We start from the raw sequence: 25,174 nt of genomic DNA on the forward strand, positions 1-25,174 counted from the left end.
TAGAAGACTTATGCAAAAGTTAAATTGGCGACGCATTGTATTAAAAGTGGGTAGTGCACTCATTGCACCGGATCAAGACGGTTGTCGTTCTCGTTATATTCTTACTATCGCACAGTTTATTGTTCGTTGTCGTGCTCGCGGCATTGAGGTTATTTTAGTTTCATCAGGTTCTGTTGCAGCAGGTTCGCATCTATTTCCATCAGATCAGCCTCGTTCAGTTGTATTAAAAAAAGCAATGGCCGCTGCTGGTCAAACTGAAATGATTGCTATGTGGGACCGCTTTTTTGACTTTCCATCTGCTCAGCTTTTGCTCACTCATGGTGACTTGCGCGACCGAGAGCGTTATCAAAGTATTCGTGAAACCGTATTCACATTATTAGAGCATGGCGTTTTACCTATTATTAACGAAAATGATGCGGTGACTACCGATGACCTTAAAGTAGGTGACAACGATAATTTATCAGCAATGGTTGCAGCAGCCGCTGATGCGGACGCTTTACTCATTTTTTCAGACGTAGATGGTTTATACGATAAAAACCCAAATCTTCATGACGATGCTGTTTTATTACCTGAAATAAAATCAATTGATGATTCTATTTACGCCATGGCAGGATGTGCTACCAGTGCGGTGGGTACCGGCGGTATGAAAACTAAAATAGAAGCGGCAGAAAAAGCAACATCACACGGAATTGCAACATATATAATTAATGGTTTTAAAGAAGAGACATTTAATCGTTTATTAGAGGGTGACAACCCTGGAACAATATTTTTACCATACGAAAAACCAATGCAAGATTCTGTGCATTGGATGACACACACTGCGAATGAGCAAGGTGAAGTTGTGGTAGATGGAACATTTGATGAATCAATCGAAGGTGAAACAGGCATAATTCGCGGCGATGAAATTGTTGAAGTACATGGTGAGTTTGCAATTGGCGACACCATACTCGTTAGAAGTGAAGATGGTACGCGTTTAGCTAAAGCGACCGCAAATTACAGTAGTTGTTTGCTGAATTTCATTGCAGACAACGAACAAAGTGAATTTAGTGAAAAAATGCAGGATTCTATTGGACCTGTTATTTCAGAAAAAGATATCGCATTATTGGAGAAGTCATGAGTTTAATTACGGATATTTCGCGTCAGGCAGCTAAAGCTGCAAATACACTTGCTTTACTCGACACCGAGACAAAAAACCAAGTGTTAATAGAAATGGCTGCGGCATTAAGAGAGCAAAAAGCATTTATAATTCAAGAAAACGAAAGTGATTTAAGCGCTGCGCGCGACAACAATTTGCCTGCGGCAATGGTTGATCGTCTAACTCTGAACGATGAGCGCATAGAATCGATGGCTGAAGGGATAGAAGTTATAGTAAGCCTGGATGATCCAGTGGGTCAGCTTCGTGAAATCACCGAACGACCTAATGGTATTAAAATTCGTAAAATGCGCGTACCACTTGGTGTTGTTTGTATGATTTATGAAGCACGCCCTAATGTGACCGCAGACGCTGGTGCTTTGTGTTTTAAATCGGGTAATGGCGTTATTTTACGCGGTGGTAAAGAGGCGCTCAAAAGCTCACAAGCGATTGCCAGTGTAATGCACAGTGTACTTGAAAAGCACAACTTACCCGTTTCATTAATCTCGGTTATTCCAGATCCCGATCGTGCACTTCTTATGGAGTTGATGCAGCAACGTGATAGCATCGATTTAATCATTCCTCGCGGCGGTGAAGGGTTGATTAACTTTGTTACCGAGAACAGTACCATTCCTGTTATTCAGCATTACAAAGGCGTATGTCATTTGTATGTCGATAAAGACGCAGACCTAGAGGTTGCGATTAATTTATTACTTAATGGTAAAACACAACGAACGGGTGTATGTAATGCACTTGAAGGTTTGGTTGTACATGAAGATATCGCAGATGAGTTCCTAAATTTATGTGCGGTAGTACTTCGTCAAGAAGGTGTAAAGATCAATGCTGATAGCTTTGCTGCCAAATACTTTGATAATGCAACTGTTTTAGCTGATGATGAGTTTGGTGAAGAATACCTAGACTTAGAAATCGCGATACGCGTAGTACCTACATTTTCAGCCGCTGTTGAGCATATTGCTCAATTTGGCTCAAATCACACAGAAGTGATTTGTACTAAAAACCAAGCCGCAGCTGAGTTATTTCAACGTAGTGTAGATGCGTCAGTTGTGATGGTGAATGCATCGTCTCGTTTTTCTGATGGTTCACAGTTAGGATTGGGTGCAGAGATTGGCATTGCTACATCTAAGCTTCATGCGTATGGCCCTATGGGGCTTGAATCACTCACAACAGAAAAATATTTAGTGAATGGCGAAGGCCAAGTTCGCGAATAAATTTTATATTAATTTTACAAAAGCCGAGCATAGCTCGGCTTTTTATTTTTGATAAAAATCACTTTAATTTAGCTAGCCAATCGTTTACTGGCTCAGGTTTATGCAAGTGATAACCCTGTAGTATCACCTCCGGGTATTCCTGTAGTAAATCGAAGTGTGATTGGTTTTCGACACCCTCTGCAACAACGTCTAATTCAAATAAACGTCCCAAACTCACAATCATATCAATTATTAACTTATCATTTTTATTTGTTGGCGCTTCAAGCACAAAAGAACGGTCTATTTTAAGCTCTTGAATTGGTAATTGCTTTAAATATGTGAGGCTTGAATAGCCAGTGCCAAAATCATCAATTGATACTTTTACACCCAACTTTTTGAGGTTATGCACAGCTTCAATAGCAGAGTCCATATTATTTAGTAGCGTACCTTCAATAATCTCTATAGTGAGTTGCGACGCAATAACATTATTAATTGTTAGCTGTTCAACTAAAAAGGCTAAAAAGCGTGGCTCATGGAAATGTCGACCACTTATGTTTATTGATAAACTTAAGTGAGGGTGTGTTTGATTAATCTTAGCTAATGTTTTTAAGGCATTTTCACATACCCAGCAATCTAAGTCATAAATAACGTCAGACTCTTCAGCAATAGAAATAAACTCACTGGGGCTAATAAAGCCTTTTGTCGTGTGTTGCCAACGAAGTAAAACCTCAGCTCCTTTTAAAATTTGATCACTATCATATTGAGACTGTAAATGAAGCGATAACTCGTTATAAGCGATTGCTTTGCGTAGGTCTTGCTCAATTTCGAAACGTCTTTTTGCTTGTTCACCAAATGAGGTGTCAAAAAATGTAACTCGGTTACCCCCTTTCTCTTTTGCTTTATAGCAGGCAGCTTCACAGTTTCTGATAGTCTCAATAGCGCTTTCCCATTGCCCATGTTGCGGGAATATATACATACCAATACTTACTGTTAGGCTAACCTCTTGCAAATCAACAAAAAAAGGTAGTCTTACGGATGTAAGAATTTCTTGTGCTTTTTTCTCTGCAATAATTTGAGCTCTTGCTCTGCCAATGCCTTTATCTAGGACAGACAACGTTGCAAAGGCATCGCTTCCCAAGCGAGCAATAATATCATTATTATCAGTATTTGTATGGATACGCTTAGTTAGTTCTTTTAGGACATGGTCACCGGCTAGCAGGCCCATTCCATCATTAAACGAGTGAAACCCATCTACATCGATAATAAAAATATAGGAAAAATTTTTGTCAGTGGAACAGCTTTGTAATTGCTGCTCTAACTGCTTTAAGAAGCTGTTACGGTTAGGTAGGGCGGTTAATTCGTCATGCCAAGTTAAGTAATCTATTCGCTCCTGGGTCACTTTTAGGCTTGATATATCGCTAAATACACCGATGTAGTGATCGTTAGTATCGTGTTCATTTTTTACAAGGCTCAACGTTAGCAATTCAGGGTATAACTCACCACTTTTGCGTCGGGTAACTAACTCACCACTCCAGTAGCCGGCTTCACTTGCGTGTTGCCATACTTGTTCAAAGTTTATATTTGGCTGGTTATTTTGTTTGATATCGTGAATATGCATATTTAACGAATTAGCTTCATCGTAACCCGTGATGCGGCAAAATGAAGGATTAACCGCGATTATTTTGCCTGTACTGTTAGTTATCACAACTCCGTCAGCTGTACTCGTTAGTGCGTGAAAAAAGAGTTGATGTTTAGATGATAACTGCTTTAATTCTTTTTCTCTAACATCCAACTCCATTGCTAAAGATTCTATTTCAAGCAGCTTGTCATGTAGGTCAAAGTTTTTCTCTATTAATCGGTCTAGCATACCTTGTGCTGTTATATGTGTACGAATGCGAGCTCTGACCAAGGCTAATTTATAAGGCTTGTGAATATAATCTATGGCGCCCATAGCAAAGCCTTTTTCTTCAGACTCTTCTTCTGTAAGCGCCGTAACAAAGATGATGGGAATGCCTTTTGTTTTGGGTTTCCCTTTTAGTATAGTGCACACTTCATAACCATTCATTCCTGGCATCATTATGTCGAGTAAAATTAAATCTGGACGGGTAGACTCAATAAACGTTAGAGCTTGCTCTCCACTTGTCGATATTCGAACATCGTAGTCGGTTGAAAGCCCTTCTACCAAAATATGTAAGTTACTTGGTTCGTCATCAACAATTAGAATTAAAGGCTTTTGTCGCTGCGCTTTTTGTTCACTTTTATTTATGGTGTAATGAGTTAAATGCACTGTTAATCCTTTTTACATAGTATTTAAATTCTGAATCACTCAATCATTAATGCTTTGTGTCTGCTTTATATGTTTCAATAATCGAAATTACAGACGGATAGTCGAAACTATTAATCGCCTCTATTAATTTAGATAAGCCGTGTTCAGTATCATAGCTATTCGCTTCTAAATGCCTTTTTAGGTCGTTTGGGATAGGACGAGACGCTAATGCTAGTGAGTGAATCTCATTTATCACTACCAGCTCATCTTCGAGATTGTGTCGTTTCGGCTCTATATTTTCCAAATTGAGTGTCGCTAATAATTCTTTGATAGAAAAAAGCGTTGCTGCCAAATTTTCTTTTAATAAATCTATATTAAGCGAACTTTCCTCAAGTAGTGCTTTTTCAGTCTCTAATGCACACTTTTGCAGCTTCTCTAGCCCTAATGTACCCGCTAACCCCTTCAGTGTATGCACCGTTCGCTTTAAAGTAGCAACATCATTATTGTTTATTAATAAATCAGCCTTCGCTGAAAAGTTATTATTATCATTTATGAATCGAGTAAGCAATGTCATGAGTAAGGTTTCATTGTTATCAACGTTTTGCTTTGCTTTTACTAAATTTATTGTTTGCAAATTATCTCTACTTTTTAGGTGTTTATCTAAGCTTTCGTAAAGCGCGTCAAATACAATGGGTTTAACCAAAAAGTCATCCATACCTGCATCAGCGGCTGCTTTTTTATCTCTGGACTCTACAGCAGCACTTAAAGCAATAATAGGCATATTGTTACCTTTAGCTCTTAGTTGTTTTGTTGCTTCAAGGCCGTCCATATGGGGCATTTGTATATCCATAAATACAATATCAAAATGTTGAGCTGATACTTTATCTATAGCGTCTCGTCCATCGTTTGCAATTGTTGTATTAAGGTCAAATTTACCTAGCATTGCAGAGGTTATTTCTTGGTTAAGTTTGTTATCGTCCACAACAAGTGCTTTAAAATCAGTTAGTTTTGGCAGGTCTACCTTTGCAGGTAAAGGGTTATTTTTGCTAGCAGTGTTATTAATTAATTGCTGTTCTGCAATGGTGAATGGAAGAGTAAATAAAAACTCACTTCCTTTGCCAAGTTCGCTTTTTACTTGTATGTCACCACCTAATAATTTGGTTAGCTGTTTGCTAATAGTTAGGCCAAGCCCTGTGCCTCCGTACTTTCTTGTTGTACTTGAGTCGCCTTGAGCAAATGATTCAAACACCCTATCAGATTGGGCTTGCGTCATACCAATTCCGGTATCACTAATGCTAAAGCGCAACTGTACTTTGTTTTCTTTTTGAAAAATGACTTCTATGGTTAATGACACCTCACCCTTATCGGTAAACTTAATGGCATTACCAATGCAATTATTAATTATTTGATTTAGCTGTATAGGATCGCCCAACAGAGTCAGGTGTCTGTCGGCATGCACAACACAATTTAGAGCTAGTCCTTTTTGTTGTGCATTAATCGAAAATAAATCTTCAACGTTAGATACGATCGTATCGAGTGTAAAAGGAATTTTCTCAAGTTTGAGGTTATCAGAATCGAGTTTTGAAAAGTCTAAAATATTGTTTAAAACTTGCAGCAGGCTCTGCGCACTAGAAAATGCTTTTTTAGCATATTGTTCCTGCTTTACTGGCATATTGCTTGTTTGTAGCAGCTGAAGCATACCCAATATGCCGTTCATTGGTGTGCGAAGTTCATGGCTCATATTTGCCACAAAGTCGATTTTTGTTTTATTAGCCTTGTTTGTTTCCTCTATTGCTTGAGTAAGCTCTGTATTCATAGCTTCCATTTTTACATTTAAAGCGCGTGTTTCATCAAGTAATTGCTTCGTTTCCTCACTTTTTAAATAAAGTGTATTAGCCGCTTTTAACACAGATGCAATTTCGCTCAGCTTTGCATGCTTATTTTTTAGTGTAATTGGCTTACCTTCATTCATACTATTAAGTAACAAGGTAAGCTGTGATAGGGGTTTAATAACAAAAGCAACAATAAAATAACAAAGCAGCGAAATAATAATCAGAATTAGAAAGGTAAATAGGCTGCTTTGCTTGGTTTTTTTCGTTAATTCACTATTAAATTGCGACTTAACCAAATTTAATTTTTTTTCTTCAGCGCTTTTAATTTTATTAGTTAGGTATAAAAGTTCGTTTTCGATCCCTGTCAGCACTACATTTACAGAGTAGGTGTAACTACGTGTTAGCAGTATTAGTTGGTTATGTGTTTTTTTAAGATTAATTGTTTTATCAAGCAAGGAGTCATTAATAGCTGACATACGGTTAATTTTTGTGTGCAAAAACGCTAGGTTTTGCTTCACATTTTGGGCTTCATCAAAATTAGGTTTGTAAAGGTAGCTGACAGCTGCATGCTTAAGGTTACTAATGGTTAGTAAAATATCATTGTATAGAATTTTTTTATCATTGTTTGATACTGACTCAAGTGCCATTACCTTTTTTTGCAGCTCTTCAATGGGCAGCTTAAATCCAGATGAGTATATTTGCTCGCGCTTTTGTCTGTTAATAACTACTTTTTCAAATGTTGTTTCATAGTTTTTTAGGTGCTCGCTGAGGCGAGTAAGCATATTTTTATATTCAGGGGTTTTGTCTAGCGTGTTTAATGTTAATTGCCCTAAATGAATATTTGCTTGGTCTAAATATGTTTTAAACTTTGCAATATTATTTTTATTAGCGTCATCAATAAATGCAACGGCATGGCTTTGTAAGGCCATTACATCTCTTTCTAGTTTTACTACAGCCTCACTTTGGCTAATTGCATTGTTTTGAATGTTTTGTAAGCTGGTTAACGATTTTTGTAAGTGATTAAATAAATAGCTTTGTATAAAAAGCAGTCCAGCTAGTACCGCTAAGGTCGCAATTATTTTTGATTTAATAGAACGCATTATCGACTTATTAACTCATACCACTTTTGTAAACTGTAGTCGTAGGTTGGCATGACGGTATTCCATACTGCAACATTACTGAAGCGTTTAGTGTAACTTCCACCATTTCTTTGTTCGCCTTTTCTAACCGCAATATTACCATTTGTTTCTAATAAATCAGTGTTTGCGATTTTGCCGTCATACCAATAGTCCCATTCATTCTGTGAAAGTAATGGTTTAGAACGCTGCGGATTGCTTATGTAATAACCTTGGCGAGCAATAAACGCACCTGGCCAGCCAGATAACCACCAATTCATATAATCGTAAGAAGCATCTTTTACACTATCATGCGTTTGTGACGACAAACACATTACACCATGCCAGCCTCTGTAACCTTCTTTAGGAGCAGCAAAACGCACATTTATGCCTTGGCCATTTAGCGCAGATACCGCAGGTGAAAACATGCTTTCAATATGAACACGCTCATCTTTCATATACTGAACAGATTCAGGTACTGAGTTCCAATAACCGCTAAAGTGGCCTTGGCGCTTATAGTCGAGCAATACTTTAAATAAGTTATCTAACTCAATACGAGTCATTGCCCCTATATTGTTAATTTTCACAAGCCCTTTAGCTTTAGCAGCAAGCGCTAAGTCAAATAAACCAATAGTAGGCGCATTTACAATACCTACTTTTCCTCTGTGTTGCTCATCCAGTAACCATCCCCAACTTTCAGTTTCATAGGCAATTCCGGGTTTAATAAATTTAGTGTTATAACCAAAGGAGTCTACATTGTGCACGTAGGGTAAAAAGCTTATTAAGTCGCTTTCTTGCTCACTGAGTGTGCCATCGGGTTGTACGTTTAATATTTTAAAGGGAGCGTCACCTGCACCAATATTGGCATCTTCTGATAACTTTCCTGTTTTTGTAAGGCTATTTATTTCGTTAAAATAAGTAAGGCGTTTTTTTTCTATGGGTTGTATTGAGCCTGCATTCCACAACACATTAATACTGTTTGACCACTGCTCGTATAAATCAAATGAGCTGGGGTCCATTGAGGCTCTTTGCAAAACAGCGGCACTACCAGCGGGCGTAAATTCAATATTAATGCCTAAATCACTCATGGCTTGCTTACGAATTGCGTCCTGTAAGGTTACATGTGTGCCAAGCACTCTTATTGTGACCTTGTTACGAGCAAAAACATAAGGAACATGCGTTATAGCGCCTGCAGTTAAGCCTATAGCTGCAAGCTTTTTAAGTGTTGAGCGTTTTGGAGAGTCCATGATTTACCTAAGGCATTAATAGATATACAAGTATGTATAGCTAATAATTGATAAAGACTCAAGATAATAGAGATAAATGAAAAACAAAATAAAATGAATGAATTAGGGTGTTTTTGAAGTAAAAAATATATTTGAGAAAGGAGTAGGAAAGTGGTGGAGCTAAGCAGGATCGAACTGCTGACCTCCTGCGTGCAAGGCAGGCGCTCTCCCAGCTGAGCTATAGCCCCACATTCCTAGTTTATGCATAACATAAACGCTTGGCTGCTGAGTTCCAAGCGGGACGAACTTTAAGTTTTTTTATAAATTTGGTCAAGTATTTTTTCGCTAATTTTCACAGTTTAGATGAATTTTTGATAGACTCGGCTTAATTACTCATTAAAACGACAGAAAATAATGAAAAAAAGCGTTTTGGTACTGATGGTTTTACTTTCGGGTTGTGCATCAAATGAAGAGCCGCCTTTTGAAATAAACAACAAACAGTTTTTTGAAAAACAAGATGAGCAAGGAAATAATGTATTTGCTTATGTTGTATCAGTTAAAGCTAAGCACCGTGAGAACTTTAATCTCGATCGTGGACGTAATAACAGACCTTCTCGTAGTGAAGTTAAGGAATATATTGAGCAAGAACACTTTGAAGAGTCGAGTGTGTTAAAACTAAAACTAGAAGACCGGGCCGTTGAATTATTAAAGCAAGAGCTTACAACGCGTGAATACTGCGCTAATAATCATGAAATAACAGACGTTCTGTGGCGAGATCTAAGCGTGCAATTAAGAGGGCGTTGTTTGTAACTATGTTAGCGGACAAAACAAAATTAGAGGCGTGTTTAGCGCATTTAAATATTAATTACGATGTTATCGAACACCCACCTTTACATACTAGCTTAGCAGCGGATGAATTACTGCTTGAACGCCCAGGTACCCGTTTAAAAAATTTATTTTTGCGTGATAACGAAGGTAAACGTCACTTTTTAGTGATTACAGCTCACAATAAGCAGTTGGACCTAAAAGCGCTCTCTAAACAGCAAGGTTTGTCGCGTTTAGGGTTCGCTTCAAGCGAACGTTTAGCAACCTATTTAAAAGTTGCACCAGGGTGTGTATCAATGCTTGCGCTACTAAACGATAAACAAAATGCGGTAACAGTATGGTTAGATCAAGATATTTGGTTTGGTGAGTTATTTCACTGCCACCCCTTTGAAAATACGCTGACATGGATTTTGAGTAAATCAGACCTAGAAACCTTTTTTAAGCATACGGGTCATCAACCGCGCGTCATGTTTTTACCGTCAAGGTAAGCCCAGGTAATAAGAAAAAAGCCGCACAAACAAACAACAAGTAAGGTAAACATAAATGCTGTTTGTCCGTACTGTTGATAAACTAAACCCGGTAATAGCGAGCCACTCGCCCCACCACTGTAATAAAACGAGACATACCCTCCGTTTGTCACGCTTGGTGGTGCTTTACTTATTTGATTGACCAGTGGAGCTGCGGTTGAATGAATAATAAACATAGCCGCACAAAATAGCGTGAATGCAGTTAAAAATACGCTTAGCTGGTGGCTTATTAGCGCAACAATACTAAGGCTATAAAAAATGAAAGTCGCCGCTAATACGTGCCAAGCTGAAGGTGCTTTTTTTAGTAACCAAGGCGTCGCAATAGATGCCAAAGCACCAATTAAATAGCCGCTATAAACTAATCCGATATCACGAGTGTTGGTAATTAAAAATGTTTTTTGCAGTATAAAAGGCAAATAATTAAGTAAAGCAGCAAAACAAAAAAACATACAAAACACAGCGCTGTAAACTTTTAAAACAGGACCTTTCTTAAGTTGTTTGATGTAATCTAGAGGTGATTTTTGAGCGTGAGTAGCAATGTTGTTGAATTTATGGGGCTTAATTAGCATAGCTAAAAAAACAAGCATAAAAGCAATTAAGTAATAAAAGCTTTGCCAATGCCATAAGTCACTAAACAGTGCAGCAAGTACTCTTCCAAAGTAACCACCTGCAATACTGCTGCCTATATAAAGTGTCATATTTTTTTGAAGTGTATCAGCGCTAAAGCTTATCCCTATGAAACTGGTCATGGCGGTTAATGCTGCGGGAAGAGTAAGGCCTTGTAAAAACCTTACTAACAGTAAGAGCTCAAAACTAGGCACCCATATAAATAGCAAGCAGCTAAAGCTCAGTACTATCATTGCAATACGAAGTATTTTTAAAGGATTCTGTTTAGCTAAAAACAAGCCGTATACTAATGGTGCAATAGCGAGTGGCAGCATGGTTGCCGTCATAAGGCTACCAGCAACGGCAGGCGATACATTAAATTCACTCGCAAATAAGTTCAGTAACGGTTGAGGTGCATAAAGCACAAAAAATATAACAATGGAGCAAGCAAGTAGATGAATTAAGCGCATTATTTGGCTTATGAGTTAGCTAGTTGGCTACTTTATTGTATTGAAAGTTACCTCTAATTGATAATTAAAAGTACGATTATTGTTTTATATCATGCTTAGTATGAAGGAGTTTGTTAGATTAATACCAATAGCACTGTTATTTAAACGCGTTGATGATTAAAATGAGCGTAATATTAGTTTTTACTGGAACAATGCCATGGGTTCATTACAAGACCAATTGCTTCAAGCAGGGTTAACAACATCGCATAAAGCTAAAGTTGCTAAATCAGAAAAACGTAAGCAACAAAAAAAACAAAAAAAGGGGGCGACAAGTAACCCTAGTGATCTGCAAAAGCATATCCAACAAACTAAACTTGAGCAGCAGAAAAAAGCAGAAGAGCTTAACCAAGTTCGCCAAGTTAGCCTTAAACAGCGTGAGCAAGAAGCGCGCGTTAAACAAATTTTAGAGCACAACAACCAAGATGCTATTCGTGGTGAGCGAACCTTTAATTTTACTTACGACAAAAAAGTTAAAAGTATTGAAGTGAATGAAAACACTCAAAAAGCATTGTCGGGTGGTCGTTTAGCAATCTGTGTCCTAGAAGGGCAGTTTTATGTATTAGAAGACGAACCCGCTCGCAAGGTGGCTGAAGTTGACGAAAAATACATTGTTTTTCATGTTGAAGCTGAAAATAAACCAAAAGATGAAGACGATCCGTACGCAGATTTTGAAGTGCCAGACGATTTAGTATGGTAACAATCAGTTAAGCGTCTGCTCATATTTATTTGCTAAACTAATTATGAGCATAAAACGAGCTAGCAGTGTAGGATTAAGTTGATCGTCTAGCATCGTTTCTAACGTATGCTTTTTATTTGATTGTTGACTACAATCAATTGAACAGTTTTTTCTAACCGTCAAAAAAGAAGAGTAAATACAATGAGCAAGATGAAAACACTAATACTAGGCGCGGGCATTAGTTTAGCCGCAAGTTTCTCGTTTAATGCAGCTGCTGCCGATGGCGCCGCTCTTTACACTGCAAAAAATTGTCAAACCTGCCATGGTGCAGATGGTAAAGCACCAATTATGGGTATGTACCCTAAACTTAATGGCCAAAACAAAGATTATTTAGTTGCGCAAATGAAAGACATTAAGTCGGGTGCGCGTAATAATGGTATGTCTATGGCGATGAAAGCAATGGTTGCTACAGTAACAGACGAAGAGTTTGAAGCTATTGCAGACTACTTATCTAAAGTAAAATAACTCAAAGCAGTTATTCACCCTTTAAAAAACAGCCGCACACGTGTGGCTGTTTTTGTTTGTTGATTGCTATAAAAGACAGAGTGTTTTAGACTTCTAAACATCTATTCGCACTTGTTATGTGTGTATTTTAAAAGGCTTACTATGTTTGATTTACCCCAACTCGATTTAAAAAATAAAGTATCTGCTCAAGAGTGGCAACTTCGTGTCGACCTTGCTGCCTGTTACCGGCTAGTGGATCATTTTCGCTGGGGAGATTTAATTTATACGCATTTATCAGCGCGTTTACCGGGCACTGACTATTATCTTGTTAATGCTTTTGGATTAACATTTGACGAAGTAACCGCGTCAAACTTGGTTAAGGTAGACTTAAACGGGAATATAATCGACGACACTCCCTTTAGCATTAATCCTGCTGGTTTTACTATTCATAGTGCAATACACGAAGTAAGAGAAGATGCGCATTGTGTTATTCACCTGCACACCAAAGAAACCATTGCTGTGGCTACGCAAAAACAGGGCTTATTACCACTGAGCCAGTATTCTATGTTTTCATTGCCATCGCTTTCATATCACGGTTACGAAGGCCTTGCAGTTAATGATGATGAGCGCAAAGTCCTTCAGGATGATCTAGGCTCAACTAATCACATGTTATTAGTTAACCATGGTGGGTTAACTGTAGGCCCTACTGTAGGCGATGCGTTTATGCGTTTTTACGACTTACAGCGCGCCTGCGAAATACAATTAGCGCTGCAAGCTAGTTCGCAAGAAGTAATTCCCGTGCCTCAACCAATTATCGACAATATTTATAATCAAGCCAATGTGGTTCATAGCGGTAGCACCGGAGGCCAGCTTGCTTGGCCTGCTATGCTACGTAAAGCGTATCGGCTTGATCCCAGTTTTGCAAAATAACCTTAACAGGTTAATAAGGAATTTTTATGAAGGTAAATCGCGTAGAAGTATTTGATATTCATTGTCCAGAGCGCCCAGCATGGACACCTGTATTCGTTCGCATTCATACTGATGAAGGCATTAGTGGTGTTGGTGAGGCGGGTCTTGCTTATGATTTAGGTCATAGCGCAGCTGCCGCCATGATCAAAGAAATGGCAGATGCTTTTTTAATTGGGCACGACCCCTTTCAGACCGAAAAGCTATGGTCTCGCATGTTACGAGAAAGCTTTTGGGGTTTAGGTGGTGGACCCGTTGTGTACGCTGCAATGAGTGCTATTGATACTGCGCTTTGGGATATTAAAGGTAAGGCGCTTGGGTTACCGGTATATCAATTACTTGGTGGTAAGGTTAACGACAAGCTTCGTACTTATGCATCGCAACTGCAGTTTGACTGGGATAGCGAATTTAAAGCGCTAGTTCAGCCACAAGAATACGCAGAGGCAGCATTAAAAGCCATAGCTGAGGGTTACGATGCGGTTAAGGTAGATCCAATTCAATATGATAAAGACGGTAATACCTATTACGACCGAACTAATATTATTTCACGCCCAGAAATGAAGTTATACCGCGCGCGTATGCAAGCTATTCGTGAAGCCGTGGGTGATGAAGTGGATATTATTTTTGAATGCCATAGTTTACCGGGTGCTACATCTGCAATTCAAATTGGTGAAATAGCCGAAGAGTTTGATTGTATGTACTTTGAAGAGCCTGTGAACTACTTAAATCACTCATTGCATGCCAAAGTAGCAGATAAAGTTAATGTGCCAATTGCAGGTGGTGAGCGCTTGTATAACCGCTGGGGGGTTCGTCCTTATTTAGAAGATCAGAGTATTGACGTACTTCAGCCCGATATCGGTTTATGTGGTGGTTTTACTGAAACTAAAAAGGTATGCGATTACGCTGATATTTTTGATGTACGCATTCAGGCGCACGTATGTGGTGGGCCAGTTGCAACGGCTGCATCACTGCATTTAGAAACAGCTATTCCTAACTTTTTAATTCATGAGCACCACACGTACGCAATTAAAAAGTGGAACCGCGAGTTGTGTTTACAAGACCCACAACCTAAAAATGGTTTCTTTGAAGTATCTGAAGAGCCAGGTTTGGGTATTGAGCTAAACGATGAGATTGTAATGCGGTCGCAACGTGTAGAAATAAAATAATAACTAAGCTTGTTATTATAACAGCCGGTAAGTGACTATTCACTTACCGGCTTTTTATTAGCAGAATTAAGGTCATTCGTTAATTACGCACTCAACACCTTTGAGCTCTTGAGTTGCTTTGCTATCTACGTGACGTATAAAGCATTGTTTGTTTTTTATCATCAGCTCAAATTGGTCGGGTGGATTAAGCTGATGACTTTTTATTATGTTATTTTCGTTTAAATTACTCAGCGTAACCACACTGTTTATTGTAAATACATCGTCATCTAACGTTATATTTTGCATATTCATAAGGGTATTGATTACTTTGTTAACCGCGCTTTGATTAGGCGCTAAAAGTAATGCATGTTGTAATTTTGGAGTGGGTTCAGCGTGTTGCGATATACAGCCACTTAATAAAGCGCACAAAGCTAAGCTCGAAATGAATAATGTGTTTTTCATAAAACCTACGCCATTTTAAGCATAATAGAAATTAAATATAACGACTTTTACTTACACTTGGTAGTAATGCTTTGCATTTGCGTAGCTGAGCTTAAGCCAAAGGCTATGGCTATTACATAGCGCATAATGCTGATGCCATAGGGCATTGTAATGCGTGTTTATTTGGCATACCGGAAAGTTACTAGCAAACATAATACGCTGCTCGCCAAAATGTTGTAAAAGCCACTTAAAGCAGGCTTTTTGTTGTGCTTGTGTCAGGTCTAATAACTCAAAGCCAGAAAACTTGATGGCAATATTGCTATATTGGGCAAGTAGTTCAACGCCTTTTTGCCAAGAGATCAAATCATCAGGCAACCCTGTATGGTTAAGAATAATTTGTAGGTGAGGTAATTGTTTTGCACAGTGAGCAATATGATTGGCCACACTAATATTGTGTAACTCAAATTGTGCTTCAAAATGCAATTTGTTTGCTGCTAATAAATCAAGATTATGAATACAGCTAGGGCTTTTTAGCCTTACTGCGTCATCTCCTTCGGTTATATCTCTAATGCCACATAAGCTTGAATGAGCAAGCGCATTTAGTGCATTACTAAATTGCTCAGCAGGCGCATCTATTTGGTTAAAGCTAATAGCTTTAAATGGCATTTCACTTAAATGCTTGCTTAGCCAATTTAGCTCCTTAATTGGGGTTGAGTTATCAAAGCCTGCTTCTATGTGAACAAGGCCTTTTAATTTAAAGTCGGTACTGTTGGCAAGTTGTTGTGCGCTAATAGGCCGTTTTATTTTTTCTAAATTGGGCCACGCAGGAGGATTGCTTCCTTGTAGCCAAGTGTATTGACCATCAAGTAAATTAAAAAAATGAACATGCGGGTCAATTATATTTGTACTCATTGGGCTGTATAGCCGCCATCAATACTTTGTAAGCTGCCAGTAATAAAGCTTGCATCGTCACTTGCTAAAAAACCCACAAGAGCGGCTACTTCATCGGCTTGACCTAATCGGTTTAGAGGTTGAAGACTGGCTTCTTCTGCCACTATATCGGCTTTGTTTGCACCGCTTTTATCGCAGTAAGCGTCTATTGCGTTATGAAATAAAGGGGTTTCAATTGTGCCTGGACACACTGCATTAGCACGAATATTAAAGCGTGCATAATCAAGTGCCGTAGTTTTTGCCATTGAGGCGAGGGCATGTTTAGTGAGGTTGTAGGCAAATGAATTTTGCTTGGCAATTAATGCTTGGTCGGATGCTATTAATATAATAGAACCCGCATTATTTGCCTTCATCGTTGGGAGTACGCTTTGTACTGCCGCATAGGCGCCTTTTACATTAAGCGCAAATAGCGCATCGAGCGTTTGCTCATCAGTGCTTTCTATATTTGCGCTTAAGTGTTTTCCTGCATTAGAAACCAGTACGTCAATACGTTGAGATTGTTCATGTATCGCGCTTATCGAGCGGCGGACAGCCTCTACATCACTTACATCGCAATGATGAAAAACACCTACATTGCTTGGTGTGATATCAAGGTTATGTACCTCATAGCCACTGGTTAGTAAGCGTTTTACTACCGCTAGGCCAATCCCTTTTGTACCACCTGTTACAATTGCAACTTTTGACATACTTGTTCCTTTTTCGCTAATTAGTGAGCGTGGCCACAACCGCCTTCAGCGTGAACATGGCCATGCGAAATCTCTTCGCTGGTTGCTTCGCGTACCGATACAACTTCAACATCAAATGTCAGAGTTTTACCTGCAAATGGGTGGTTCAGGTCGCAATCGGCATTAAAACGACCAACTTTAACAATAGTCACTTGATGACGGCCTTGGTTAGATTGAACCATTGCGGTCATACCTGGTTTCCATACTTTAACATCGCCTTGTAAATGCTTTAGTGGAATGCGTTGAATTAAGTCATCAACTCGCTCACCATAAGATTCACTTGGTTCAAGTGTTACACTAAATTTATCGCCGGCACTTTTATCTTCAAGGGCTTTTTCTAAACCTGGAAGCATGCCTTCGCTACCATGGATGTAGCTAAGTGGTGCATCATTTACACTACTTTCAATTTGCTCACCTGCTTCACTGAGTGTGTAGTGAAACTCTACTGCCGAATTTTTACTAATTTGCATGCTGATCTCTTTCAATAATAACTATGTTAGGGCGTGATTTTACGCGAAATAGATTGGTTTATAAACTTAACGTGGTTGATTTAGTGTTTTTTGCAGATCAAGCAGTAGGTCTTTTTTGATTGGCTTGGCTTTAGGTTTTTCAGCTTGAGGAATAAAAAGTACTAGCTGACTGCCGGGCTTTAAAATACTTGAGGCTGATAATTTATTCCACTTAGCTAAATCGCTATGTGGTACGTCGTAAAGTTGGCTAATGCTCCACAGGCTATCACCGGTTTTTACGGTGTAGTCTATTTCTATTGTTGGGATGGCAATATCTTCTTGAGGTTCTAGATAAGGGCTTATTTTGTAATCTATGGTTAAAGAGCTTGGTAAGGTTTTGGGTTGCCCAACCAATAACTTTTCGCCTATACCAATAAAGTTATTGGCTTTGTTATTAAGCTGTTTAAGCGCTTTGACCGACATACTATAACGCTTTGCAATGCCATAAAGTGTATCGTTTTGCTTTACTATGTATTCACCAGCAAAGTTAGATTTAAAAAACTGACTTTTTAAAAGTGCCTCTTGGCCTATTGGCAGTAGTAAGGTATGTGGTCCGTTTGGCGAACTTTGATTTTTTAAATACCCTTGGTTAATTGCATGTAACTGCTTTGACCCAATTCCAGACAGCTTAGCAATAACTGAAAAATCGAATTGCTGACCTATATTCATTTGTGTGGTGAGTGGCTTATAGGCAAGTTTGGGTTGCTTCATGCCTTTTTGTGGATGCTTAACTAAATAACTTAAAGCGAGTAATTTTGGTACGTAATCAGCAGTTTCTTTTGGCAAGCTGAGCGACCAAAAGTCAGTGCTTTTTCCTCGTTTAGTATTTTTCTCTATGGCCCGTTTTACGCGTCCTTCACCGCTATTGTAGGCGGCTAATGCATGTAGCCAGTTACCATTAAAACGTTTATGTAAATAACTCAGATAATCCAGCGCAGCATCGGTTGAAGCAAGTACATCTTGGCGTCCGTCGTACCATTGATCTGACTTTATACCAAAGTGATACGCGGTTGCACCGACAAGTTGCCATACGCCAACAGCTTGCTGCGATGAGGCAGCGGTAGGTCTAAAGTCACTTTCCACAAAAGGCAGTAACGCTATTTCCATAGGGAGGTTTCTTTGCTCGATCTTTTTTACAATGTGGTATAAATAGGGTGCTGCACGCTTACTTACCGTTGTTAGGTATTTAGGCTGTTTTAGATACCACTTAATGCGTTTTTTTAAAGCCCGATTTTGATAAACCGTAAAGTGTAAGTTGTTAGCAATGTGCACCCATAAATCAGTCGTTTTTGGTGGGCGCTTTTTTACGACTCTATTTTTAACCTTTAGTGGCGTGCTTTGTTCTTCAATAAGAAGTGCTTGTTGCTTTTGGGGTATCGGTTCATCTACGTTTTGGTGATTAGCGTAATCAGGCTCAAAATGAGTAAATATTTGAGGTGCCTCTGCCTGCTTTTGCTCAGTTGATTCACAACCAAACAAAAAAAGTACTAAAAAGCATAATATCAAACTGCGCATAGTGATCACTTGAATAAATTCCTTTTATTATTTTAACACAATCCGTTGTGTTGGGTTATTGTGAGCTTTTAGCGCGATTGAGTCCTGCTTGTAAAAAAAACTGGCTCGACTTTTGGTTTAGCGTGTCTTGTTGATAAGGAGCGAGCACATTTTGTGGAAAAGATTCTATGAGTGCTTCAGTTGTTAGGTTTTTATTACTTTTGACGTGTTCAGTCAGGGCATTTAAAAATGCCAGTGGTTGCTTTAGTTGTTGTTTATTTAGAGTATCACCATGGCCTGGTATAATGAGTGATAGCTTTTCATTACTTATGTATTGTTTAAGCAACGTTTGCCAGCTTTTAAGTTCACCGTGGCCTGGGTAAGGCAGCCAATCAACAATATCACCACCAATTAACGTGCTCCCATTGTTTGTAGTAATGGTTAAATCACCCGTAGTATGCGCTTTGTGTGGTGTGATATTTATCTCAAAGTTCCCTAAATTAAGCGTTTTACTTACTGCTAATTCTATTTTTGGTGGATTAAGCTTATATTCGCGCCAGCGAAAAAGTCGTGCTTTAGCCAGTTCTAGCTTTTCTCGCCATGCTGTTTGTTCTTCTTTGGGAATTGAAGCTAAACGCTGATAACTCAGTTCAATGCTTTTTTCATAGCTGTCGAGTTTATTGATGTAGGCTTTTTGATAGGTTTTAAAATCAGCGCTCACTTGCTGGTGGGTAATGAGTTTAGCGTTTGGATAGTAGTGTTGAACCACCGCCATTCCTAGTAAGTGATCGTCGTGATAATGAGTTGCAACTAAATAACAAAGAGGCGTTTTAAGACGTTTTTTTAGTTCAACGACAAGTTGTTCAACACCGGCAAAATTCCCGCTGGTATCAACAAGTAGGGCGCATTCAGCGCCTTCAATTAAAACTTGGTTTGAGTCGTAAAAGCGTAAATCGTCCTGTTGTTTTAAAAATTGGATATTGTTATTAATAGTTTGCCAGCTAATAGCTGCATTTGAATTGGCTGTGGCAAAAAGTAAACCCATCATCAGGAGTGTATATTTTAACGATGAGTGAATAGTGAGTAAGGAGTACTTCATTTGCGATCTCTTGCAGGCCATTTATTACCCTAATGATAAACAAAAAGCGCAGGTTGCGCTTTTTATTTTTTTTGTTCGGGGTCACTTGCCAAATGTTGGCTGAGTTTATCAACAAGTTGGTCTTGGTGTTGCTGCTCAACAGTTGCTTGTGTTTTTGCTTCAAGCAAATCGTGGCTTAAATTAAGTGCTGCCATAAGCAATGCTTTTTGATCGTTTCGAACGGTTGAACGCTGTTTCATTTGTTCAACTAAGTCGTTTAGATTTTTAGCTGCTGCTATCAATGCCTCTTCTTGTCCTTGCGGACAAGCAAATTGCTGCTCTTTACCTAGCAACTCAACAGTGACCCGCTGGTTTTGCAGCTCAGACATTAGCTAGCCTGTTGTGCGCTTTGTAATTTATCAAGCAAGCCAGTTAATGTTGTGCTGGCATCTTTTTGCTTTTCTTCGTTTTCAAGCGCTTCTAGTTGTAAAAGCTCATTATCATCAGCAAGTTTGCTGTTTTGTTCTTTTAAGCTAGCAACGTCAGTTTGTAATTGATTATTGCGTTCAATAAGTGAATCGATCAGTTGTTCGAGTTGTTGAAGAGTATTGTTGTCCATAAGGCGCTCATATAACTGTAATTAATGTCTTGCAAATGTAAAGCAAAGTACATTAATTTACTAGCATTTACGCGAGTTTTAGCTGATTTTTCTTCTTTGTTAAGGGATAATTCATACAACGTGCTTTTTTGTTCATATATGGTTCATTTAAACACCCTTTATCCAAGAGGTTGTTGAATTTTGCGGATTAAAGTTTGTTCAAACTAGGGGGTATTTAATCGTGGCGCGAGGTTTGTAACTCAGTGGACTCGGTAACTGCTCCCGCGTTATTCTACCGGCTTAAATTCATGTAAGTATAACCGCACTATGTAGGCTCTACTTTGCCTAAATATCAAACAGGCCGCTTAAACTTTAACCTCGAACGGTTAACAGACCCTAGTGCAAGTTGCTAAAGCCCAGTGCTTATGGTTCACTTGCGATATTAAATTGCGTATGGCGAAAATAAATAATGCTTAGTTACAGACACTCATTTCATGCGGGTAATCCGGCCGATGTTCTAAAACATCTTGTATTGGCTGAGGTGCTTAAATATCAAACAGTTAAGGATAAGCCGCTAGATTACATTGATACGCACTCTGGCGCAGGCTTTTTTGAACTCGCAGCAGCTGATGCTCAAAAAACGCAAGAATACCAAGACGGTATTGAAAAGTTGTGGGCGCACACAAGTGAGCATGAGGCACTTAACGAATACATTGACCTAATTAAATCGTTCAATAATACGAGTGACCTCGATTTTTATCCGGGTTCACCAAAAATTGCTGAACATTATTTACGTCGTCAAGATAAAGGTTGGTTTTTTGAATTGCACCCAAGAGACTTAGTCTTGCTAGAAAGTAATATGCAGGGTAAGCGCTCTATTCGAGTGCGCGGTGAAGACGGGTTCACTGGTTTGGTAGGGCTACTGCCACCTGCGTCTCGAAGAGCGTGCGTATTAATCGACCCACCATACGAAATTAAAGATGATTATGAACGCGTTGTAAAAACATTAATTAAAGCACATCAACGATTTGCAACGGGTACTTATATGATTTGGTATCCGGTTGTTGATCGGGAGCGCATTAACAATATGGAGCAGGGTTTAATTGATTCCGGTATGCGAAATATTCAGTTATTTGAGCTGGGAACCGAGGCCGATACTGACGTTCATGGCATGACTGCATCAGGTATGATAGTGATTAATCCGCCATGGAAGCTTAAACAAACTATGGATAATGTATTGCCTGAGCTAGTGTCATTGTTAAGTGAACCTACTGGCTTTTATAGGTGTGAGCAACTGGTTGATGAATAACCACTACTTACAAAAATGCCCAGCACTGCTGGGCATTTTTGTTCTAACTTATTACTCACAGTTAAAAGCGAAGATAGTGTGAGTTATTGACTGCCTACTTTTTAACAAACTTAGTTAAAATGACAATGCGCTGGCCATCAACACGCCCTTCAATGTGCTCAGGGTTACTGGTTAAACCAATGTTGCGCACCGCAGTACCACGTTTTGCTGTAAGGCTACTGCCTTTTACATCTAAATCTTTTATGAGTGTCACGGTATCGCCAGCTTGAAGAACCACGCCATTACTATCGACATGCTTAACATCGTCATCTTCAGCAAGTGCTTTATTAGCCCAAGCCAGAGTCTCTTCTTCTAGATATACCATGTCTAGCGCATCTTGTGCCCAACCGTTATCTGGCGCTAAGCGCGATAGCATTCTATAGGCAACAACTTGAACCGCAGGTGTTTGGCTCCACATGCTGTCATTTAAACAATGCCAATGCGTCGGCGTTACATCTAGGGTGTTTTCAATTTGTTCTTTGCATGTTTTGCAAGTGTAAATGCATTTGTCTGAATGTGTTTCGGTTACAGGTGGAACTTCATAAACAGATAAGTCATTGGTAGCTGTACACAATTCACACTGGTTGCTGCTGCGTTCAATTAAGGCTTTTTCAATACTCATAGGACTACTTTTTTGGTCGGGTTAATATTTTTGCATAGTATAACTCAGCGCACTGGGTGTGTGTTATAAATCCCTTAGTTTTGTATGGGTATTTCTTTCATGTATTTTTCAGCTATGTTGTTTATATAACCAATGCTGTGGAGGTTTTTTATTACTTTATTAATGATAGGCATTAAGTGCTTATGTTTGCTAAGCAGGCGAATTCTCAAAAAACCATGAGAATATTGAGCACCAAAACCAATGTTGATATTAAGTTTTTGTGACCAATATAAGGTTGGCAACTCACCTATTATGGCAACATCTACTCTTTTTCGTACTAGCGCCTCTATGAGTTCTTTTTCCGAAGGAAAATCAACGCGTTTAAATGTATCTGCATTGTGATAATAATAACCCAATACTGTGCCTACATTTTTACCCTTCATATTGGACACATGTTGCCATTTTTTTGTGTTTTCGGGCAGCGTTACAAGCATTTCCGTTACTGTAATTAATGGGTCAGAAAATACATATTGGGTGTTGGTTCTTTCACTTTGAGGTAGCCAATCAAGCGAGATCACATCAAAGTCAATAATCCCTTCATTAAGGTATTTAGTGATTCGCTTTGCTGGTAGCGATTCATGAGAAGCAGAGATATTAGCGTCAATCAATACTTTTTCAATGATTTCTGGTAACACTCCCGGGCGTTGAGGATTGTTGGTGTAGAAAGGGTAATGACTTCCAGATGAGCTAATGTTGTACTTTAGGGTATTGTTGCTTTGTGCTGCAATATTAGGAAGCGAGCTCAATGCTAAACATAATATCAATAACCACTTTAAAATAAGCAAACCCGCTCCTGTACTACGAACTTTTTTATTAGTTTTATTTACTTTGCAAAATTTTGCAACGATTAAGATGCATTTACTATACTTTTAATCTTTAACATAGATTAGACTCAAAAGATTAGCTTTAATTTTGCACAAACTTATAGGTGAATTCTATTGAACGTGTCTGACACTCCGTCGTTAACGCCTACGTTGACACAATATGTTGCTAGGCAACCAATATTTGATGCAGACAAAGCAGTGTTTGCTTATGAGTTGCTTTACCGAAACTCAGCAAATAATGCGTTTCCTGCAGGTACTAGCGATGAGCATGCGACCAGCCGTTTGTTTTTTAATACCTTAATGCTAGTCGGTGCAGAAAAGCTTACAGCTCACCAACTTGCTTTTGTAAATCTTTCTACAGACGCCTTGCTGGATGAATTCCCTAAACTATTAAACCCTGAACATACTGTAATAGAAATTGTGGAGCGTACGGTAAATATTGCAGCGGTTGCTAGTCGTATTAAAGCGCTGAAAGGTCAGGGTTATGTATTTGCACTGGACGATTATGACGGCGATGAAAAATGGGAGCCGTTACTCGCCCTTGTTAGTTATATAAAAATTGAGGCTGAAGAGCCTATTATTAAAACTAATATGCGGGTTAAAAAGCTGAAACGAAGTTACCCTCATTGCAAAATAATAGTAGAGCGAATAGAAACTTACGATCAGTTTATAAACTTACGTGATGCAGGTTGTGATTGTTTTCAGGGATTCTTTTTTGCCCGCCCAGAAATGCTAACTTACAGTGGGGTCGATCCTTCAAAAGTTACCGTTTTCGAACTCCTTAAAGCAATAGCAAAAGAATCGTTATGCTTTGAAGAAATTCATCAGCGTGTAGCTAAAGATGTAGGAATAACGGCGCGAATTTTACGTTTGGCAAATGCACGTTCTAATAATAGTAATTTAGTTATTACGTCCATATCGCAAGCTGTTGTTTATTTAGGTGAGGACGTAATTCGCCAATTTGTGCGTGTATTAGCTGTTAGCGATTTAGGAATAGATAAACCAACAGAGTTGACTAAATTTGCTCTTGTACGCGCTCGGTTAATAGAGCTTATATTAGCTGAAACAAACAAAAATTTATCTCAGCAAGGTTACTTAGTGGGTTTGTTTTCGATGCTTGATGCGATATTAGATATTGAGCTAGCAACTATTGTAAAAGAGTTTACGCTAGATAAAAGCATAACAGATGCTTTGCTACTGCAAACCGGTTTGCTGGGTGATTGCTTATTACTGGCAAAAGCGATTGAAACTAAAAACTGGGCAGTGGTTGAAACACAACTTAAGTTGGTTAACCCAGAGATGGAAATAGAAAAAATATACAGCTTTATATTAGAGTCAATGCTTTATAGTGATGATGTAATAGAAGTTATGAGCGAATAAGTATGCGTAATTTTTTATCTGTTGTAAGTGTAGTTATTGCTTTATGTTTGTTATTTCCGGGTATTACAAAACCCGTGCTAACAATTGAAGGGAATATTGATAAATCAAAACTTGCTCAAGCGGGGATTGAAATGTTAGCTGAAGAGGGCGATGGCCGAACGCGCAGCATGCTAATGATGTTTTCAAACATGTTGGGCCTGGATAAGTTAGACGGTGAGATTAGCGCTTATAGCAAAACGCAAAGTATTTACGGCACTATCACAGACCTAGCAAATAATAATAATTTACTTGTGGCTGCCTTGGTTGGTCTTTTTTCAGTTGTGGTGCCAAGCTTAAAGCTATTATTACAGCTACTATATTGCTGCTTACCAGTGAATAGACTTAAGCAAGTATGTGGCAATATTGTTTGTGCACTCAGCAAATGGAGTATGGTTGATGTATTTGTAATAGCATTAATTGTTACGTATTTAGCGGGCAATGCACACGGTAAAAGTGGTGAATTGCTTGTTATGAATGCACAATTTGGTGAAGGGTTTTGGTATTTTAGTGGCTATTGTATATTTACAGTAATTGCCAGTTATTTAATTAAACCCCAAACCAAACTACAAAACACGCCCTAAATTATTTG

At 38.8% G+C, this 25,174-nt stretch carries 25 protein-coding genes and 1 tRNA gene; 11 read left to right on the top strand and 15 right to left on the bottom strand.

Features of this window, described 5'->3' with window-relative positions:
• Window positions 1-10 precede the first annotated feature (10 nt).
• Together proB and RF53_RS13225 are read left to right on the top strand one after the other, a co-directional pair.
• On the top strand, window positions 11-1,117 hold the full coding sequence (gene proB / locus RF53_RS13220) for a glutamate 5-kinase (protein ID WP_006791232.1): 1,107 nt from the start codon (window positions 11-13) through the stop codon (window positions 1,115-1,117).
• Window positions 1,114-2,361: a glutamate-5-semialdehyde dehydrogenase gene (locus RF53_RS13225; RefSeq protein ID WP_039037957.1), complete on the top strand. Its 1,248-nt coding sequence runs from the start codon at window positions 1,114-1,116 to the stop codon at window positions 2,359-2,361. The genes proB and RF53_RS13225 overlap by 4 nt, the downstream gene beginning before the upstream one ends.
• Window positions 2,362-2,419: 58 nt before the next feature.
• Here the strand turns inward: RF53_RS13225 and RF53_RS13230 are convergent, their stop codons facing one another.
• The 4 genes from RF53_RS13230 to RF53_RS13245 all read right to left on the bottom strand — a co-directional run bounded on the left by RF53_RS13230 (window position 2,420) and on the right by RF53_RS13245 (window position 9,027).
• Window positions 2,420-4,627, bottom strand: coding sequence for a two-component system response regulator (locus RF53_RS13230; RefSeq protein WP_039037958.1), 2,208 nt, complete (start codon window positions 4,625-4,627; stop codon window positions 2,420-2,422).
• A 46-nt stretch (window positions 4,628-4,673) separates the two neighbouring features.
• Complete coding sequence (locus tag RF53_RS13235; protein ID WP_039037959.1) at window positions 4,674-7,538, bottom strand: ATP-binding protein; 2,865 nt, start codon at window positions 7,536-7,538, stop codon at window positions 4,674-4,676.
• A complete protein-coding gene (locus tag RF53_RS13240) occupies window positions 7,538-8,800 on the bottom strand; it encodes an ABC transporter substrate-binding protein (RefSeq protein WP_039037960.1) in 1,263 nt (420 codons plus the stop codon). The genes RF53_RS13235 and RF53_RS13240 overlap by 1 nt, the downstream gene beginning before the upstream one ends.
• A 151-nt stretch (window positions 8,801-8,951) precedes the next feature.
• Window positions 8,952-9,027, bottom strand: a tRNA-Ala gene (locus RF53_RS13245).
• 166 nt (window positions 9,028-9,193) lie between these two features.
• Here RF53_RS13245 and RF53_RS13250 point away from each other — a divergent pair.
• Together RF53_RS13250 and RF53_RS13255 are read left to right on the top strand one after the other, a co-directional pair.
• Entirely contained in the window at window positions 9,194-9,589 is a 396-nt protein-coding gene (locus RF53_RS13250; RefSeq protein ID WP_039037961.1) for a hypothetical protein, read from the top strand.
• 2 nt (window positions 9,590-9,591) lie between these two features.
• Window positions 9,592-10,092: a prolyl-tRNA synthetase associated domain-containing protein gene (locus RF53_RS13255; protein ID WP_008128252.1), complete on the top strand. Its 501-nt coding sequence runs from the start codon at window positions 9,592-9,594 to the stop codon at window positions 10,090-10,092.
• On the opposite strand, the gene RF53_RS13260 is transcribed toward RF53_RS13255, so the two are convergent.
• Window positions 10,059-11,207 (bottom strand): MFS transporter, encoded by a 1,149-nt coding sequence (locus RF53_RS13260; RefSeq protein WP_039037962.1) that lies wholly within the window; start codon window positions 11,205-11,207, stop codon window positions 10,059-10,061. The genes RF53_RS13255 and RF53_RS13260 overlap by 34 nt on opposite strands.
• 196 nt (window positions 11,208-11,403) lie before the next feature.
• Between RF53_RS13260 and RF53_RS13265 the strand changes: the two genes are divergently transcribed.
• From RF53_RS13265 to RF53_RS13280, 4 genes are all read left to right on the top strand, one after another.
• The gene (locus tag RF53_RS13265; protein WP_006791224.1) at window positions 11,404-11,943 is read left to right on the top strand and encodes a DUF2058 domain-containing protein; all 540 of its coding nucleotides are present in this window, start codon (window positions 11,404-11,406) and stop codon (window positions 11,941-11,943) included.
• A 180-nt stretch (window positions 11,944-12,123) separates the two neighbouring features.
• Complete coding sequence (locus RF53_RS13270; protein WP_008128263.1) at window positions 12,124-12,447, top strand: c-type cytochrome; 324 nt, start codon at window positions 12,124-12,126, stop codon at window positions 12,445-12,447.
• Window positions 12,448-12,588: 141 nt separating this feature from the next.
• Window positions 12,589-13,356 (top strand): class II aldolase/adducin family protein, encoded by a 768-nt coding sequence (locus RF53_RS13275; RefSeq protein WP_039037963.1) that lies wholly within the window; start codon window positions 12,589-12,591, stop codon window positions 13,354-13,356.
• Window positions 13,357-13,382: 26 nt separating this feature from the next.
• A complete protein-coding gene (locus RF53_RS13280) occupies window positions 13,383-14,558 on the top strand; it encodes a mandelate racemase/muconate lactonizing enzyme family protein (RefSeq protein WP_010556678.1) in 1,176 nt (391 codons plus the stop codon).
• Window positions 14,559-14,630: 72 nt separating this feature from the next.
• On the opposite strand, the gene RF53_RS13285 is transcribed toward RF53_RS13280, so the two are convergent.
• From RF53_RS13285 to zapB, 8 genes are all read right to left on the bottom strand, one after another.
• On the bottom strand, window positions 14,631-14,999 hold the full coding sequence (locus RF53_RS13285) for a hypothetical protein (RefSeq protein WP_039037964.1): 369 nt from the start codon (window positions 14,997-14,999) through the stop codon (window positions 14,631-14,633).
• Window positions 15,000-15,050: 51 nt separating this feature from the next.
• The gene (locus tag RF53_RS13290) at window positions 15,051-15,890 is read right to left on the bottom strand and encodes an amidohydrolase family protein (RefSeq protein ID WP_039037965.1); all 840 of its coding nucleotides are present in this window, start codon (window positions 15,888-15,890) and stop codon (window positions 15,051-15,053) included.
• Entirely contained in the window at window positions 15,887-16,615 is a 729-nt protein-coding gene (locus tag RF53_RS13295; RefSeq protein WP_039037966.1) for an SDR family NAD(P)-dependent oxidoreductase, read from the bottom strand. Before RF53_RS13295 ends, RF53_RS13290 begins: the two co-directional genes overlap by 4 nt.
• 20 nt (window positions 16,616-16,635) lie before the next feature.
• The gene (locus RF53_RS13300; RefSeq protein WP_039037967.1) at window positions 16,636-17,124 is read right to left on the bottom strand and encodes an FKBP-type peptidyl-prolyl cis-trans isomerase; all 489 of its coding nucleotides are present in this window, start codon (window positions 17,122-17,124) and stop codon (window positions 16,636-16,638) included.
• A gap of 66 nt (window positions 17,125-17,190) precedes the next feature.
• Window positions 17,191-18,678: a LysM peptidoglycan-binding domain-containing protein gene (locus tag RF53_RS13305; RefSeq protein ID WP_039037968.1), complete on the bottom strand. Its 1,488-nt coding sequence runs from the start codon at window positions 18,676-18,678 to the stop codon at window positions 17,191-17,193.
• Between the two features lie 55 nt (window positions 18,679-18,733).
• On the bottom strand, window positions 18,734-19,756 hold the full coding sequence (locus RF53_RS13310) for an MBL fold metallo-hydrolase (RefSeq protein WP_039037969.1): 1,023 nt from the start codon (window positions 19,754-19,756) through the stop codon (window positions 18,734-18,736).
• 62 nt (window positions 19,757-19,818) lie between these two features.
• Complete coding sequence (locus RF53_RS13315) at window positions 19,819-20,124, bottom strand: cell division protein ZapA (RefSeq protein ID WP_006791214.1); 306 nt, start codon at window positions 20,122-20,124, stop codon at window positions 19,819-19,821.
• Window positions 20,124-20,354, bottom strand: coding sequence for a cell division protein ZapB (gene zapB / locus RF53_RS13320; protein ID WP_006791213.1), 231 nt, complete (start codon window positions 20,352-20,354; stop codon window positions 20,124-20,126). Before zapB ends, RF53_RS13315 begins: the two co-directional genes overlap by 1 nt.
• Window positions 20,355-20,802: 448 nt before the next feature.
• Here zapB and RF53_RS13325 point away from each other — a divergent pair, with 448 nt between their 5' ends.
• Window positions 20,803-21,642: a 23S rRNA (adenine(2030)-N(6))-methyltransferase RlmJ gene (locus RF53_RS13325; RefSeq protein WP_039037970.1), complete on the top strand. Its 840-nt coding sequence runs from the start codon at window positions 20,803-20,805 to the stop codon at window positions 21,640-21,642.
• Window positions 21,643-21,736: 94 nt separating this feature from the next.
• Here the strand turns inward: RF53_RS13325 and RF53_RS13330 are convergent, their stop codons facing one another.
• The gene (locus tag RF53_RS13330) at window positions 21,737-22,303 is read right to left on the bottom strand and encodes a PhnA domain-containing protein (RefSeq protein ID WP_006791211.1); all 567 of its coding nucleotides are present in this window, start codon (window positions 22,301-22,303) and stop codon (window positions 21,737-21,739) included.
• A 74-nt stretch (window positions 22,304-22,377) separates the two neighbouring features.
• Window positions 22,378-23,127 carry a substrate-binding periplasmic protein gene (locus RF53_RS13335; protein WP_006791210.1) on the bottom strand — a complete coding sequence of 250 codons (750 nt, stop codon included), beginning with the start codon at window positions 23,125-23,127 and terminating at the stop codon, window positions 22,378-22,380.
• A 153-nt stretch (window positions 23,128-23,280) separates the two neighbouring features.
• On the opposite strand from RF53_RS13335, the gene RF53_RS13340 reads away from it, so the two are divergent.
• Both RF53_RS13340 and RF53_RS13345 read left to right on the top strand, forming a co-directional pair.
• Window positions 23,281-24,546 (top strand): EAL and HDOD domain-containing protein, encoded by a 1,266-nt coding sequence (locus tag RF53_RS13340; RefSeq protein ID WP_006791209.1) that lies wholly within the window; start codon window positions 23,281-23,283, stop codon window positions 24,544-24,546.
• 2 nt (window positions 24,547-24,548) lie between these two features.
• Entirely contained in the window at window positions 24,549-25,166 is a 618-nt protein-coding gene (locus tag RF53_RS13345) for a paraquat-inducible protein A (RefSeq protein WP_006791208.1), read from the top strand.
• The last annotated feature ends 8 nt before the right edge of the window (window positions 25,167-25,174 follow it).

It is taken from the genome of Pseudoalteromonas sp. ECSMB14103, from assembly GCF_000813065.1.
Taxonomy (GTDB): Bacteria; Pseudomonadota; Gammaproteobacteria; order Enterobacterales; family Alteromonadaceae; genus Pseudoalteromonas; species Pseudoalteromonas marina.

Bases quoted from the DNA above. Each gene is read 5' to 3' on its own strand.
- RF53_RS13275 (WP_039037963.1), top strand. From the start codon at position 12,589: ATGTTTGATTTACCCCAACTCGATTTAAAAAATAAAGTATCTGCTCAA.
- RF53_RS13315 (WP_006791214.1), bottom strand. From the start codon at position 20,124: ATGTCTGAGCTGCAAAACCAGCGGGTCACTGTTGAGTTGCTAGGTAAA.
- RF53_RS13255 (WP_008128252.1), top strand. From the start codon at position 9,592: ATGTTAGCGGACAAAACAAAATTAGAGGCGTGTTTAGCGCATTTAAAT.
- RF53_RS13290 (WP_039037965.1), bottom strand. From the start codon at position 15,890: ATGAGTACAAATATAATTGACCCGCATGTTCATTTTTTTAATTTACTT.
- RF53_RS13235 (WP_039037959.1), bottom strand. From the start codon at position 7,538: ATGCGTTCTATTAAATCAAAAATAATTGCGACCTTAGCGGTACTAGCT.
- RF53_RS13300 (WP_039037967.1), bottom strand. From the start codon at position 17,124: ATGCAAATTAGTAAAAATTCGGCAGTAGAGTTTCACTACACACTCAGT.
- RF53_RS13225 (WP_039037957.1), top strand. From the start codon at position 1,114: ATGAGTTTAATTACGGATATTTCGCGTCAGGCAGCTAAAGCTGCAAAT.
- RF53_RS13305 (WP_039037968.1), bottom strand. From the start codon at position 18,678: ATGCGCAGTTTGATATTATGCTTTTTAGTACTTTTTTTGTTTGGTTGT.
- RF53_RS13265 (WP_006791224.1), top strand. From the start codon at position 11,404: ATGGGTTCATTACAAGACCAATTGCTTCAAGCAGGGTTAACAACATCG.
- RF53_RS13295 (WP_039037966.1), bottom strand. From the start codon at position 16,615: ATGTCAAAAGTTGCAATTGTAACAGGTGGTACAAAAGGGATTGGCCTA.
- RF53_RS13250 (WP_039037961.1), top strand. From the start codon at position 9,194: ATGAAAAAAAGCGTTTTGGTACTGATGGTTTTACTTTCGGGTTGTGCA.
- RF53_RS13270 (WP_008128263.1), top strand. From the start codon at position 12,124: ATGAGCAAGATGAAAACACTAATACTAGGCGCGGGCATTAGTTTAGCC.
- RF53_RS13280 (WP_010556678.1), top strand. From the start codon at position 13,383: ATGAAGGTAAATCGCGTAGAAGTATTTGATATTCATTGTCCAGAGCGC.
- RF53_RS13240 (WP_039037960.1), bottom strand. From the start codon at position 8,800: ATGGACTCTCCAAAACGCTCAACACTTAAAAAGCTTGCAGCTATAGGC.
- RF53_RS13325 (WP_039037970.1), top strand. From the start codon at position 20,803: ATGCTTAGTTACAGACACTCATTTCATGCGGGTAATCCGGCCGATGTT.
- proB (WP_006791232.1), top strand. From the start codon at position 11: ATGCAAAAGTTAAATTGGCGACGCATTGTATTAAAAGTGGGTAGTGCA.
- RF53_RS13330 (WP_006791211.1), bottom strand. From the start codon at position 22,303: ATGAGTATTGAAAAAGCCTTAATTGAACGCAGCAGCAACCAGTGTGAA.
- RF53_RS13310 (WP_039037969.1), bottom strand. From the start codon at position 19,756: ATGAAGTACTCCTTACTCACTATTCACTCATCGTTAAAATATACACTC.
- RF53_RS13260 (WP_039037962.1), bottom strand. From the start codon at position 11,207: ATGCGCTTAATTCATCTACTTGCTTGCTCCATTGTTATATTTTTTGTG.
- RF53_RS13285 (WP_039037964.1), bottom strand. From the start codon at position 14,999: ATGAAAAACACATTATTCATTTCGAGCTTAGCTTTGTGCGCTTTATTA.
- zapB (WP_006791213.1), bottom strand. From the start codon at position 20,354: ATGGACAACAATACTCTTCAACAACTCGAACAACTGATCGATTCACTT.
- RF53_RS13345 (WP_006791208.1), top strand. From the start codon at position 24,549: ATGCGTAATTTTTTATCTGTTGTAAGTGTAGTTATTGCTTTATGTTTG.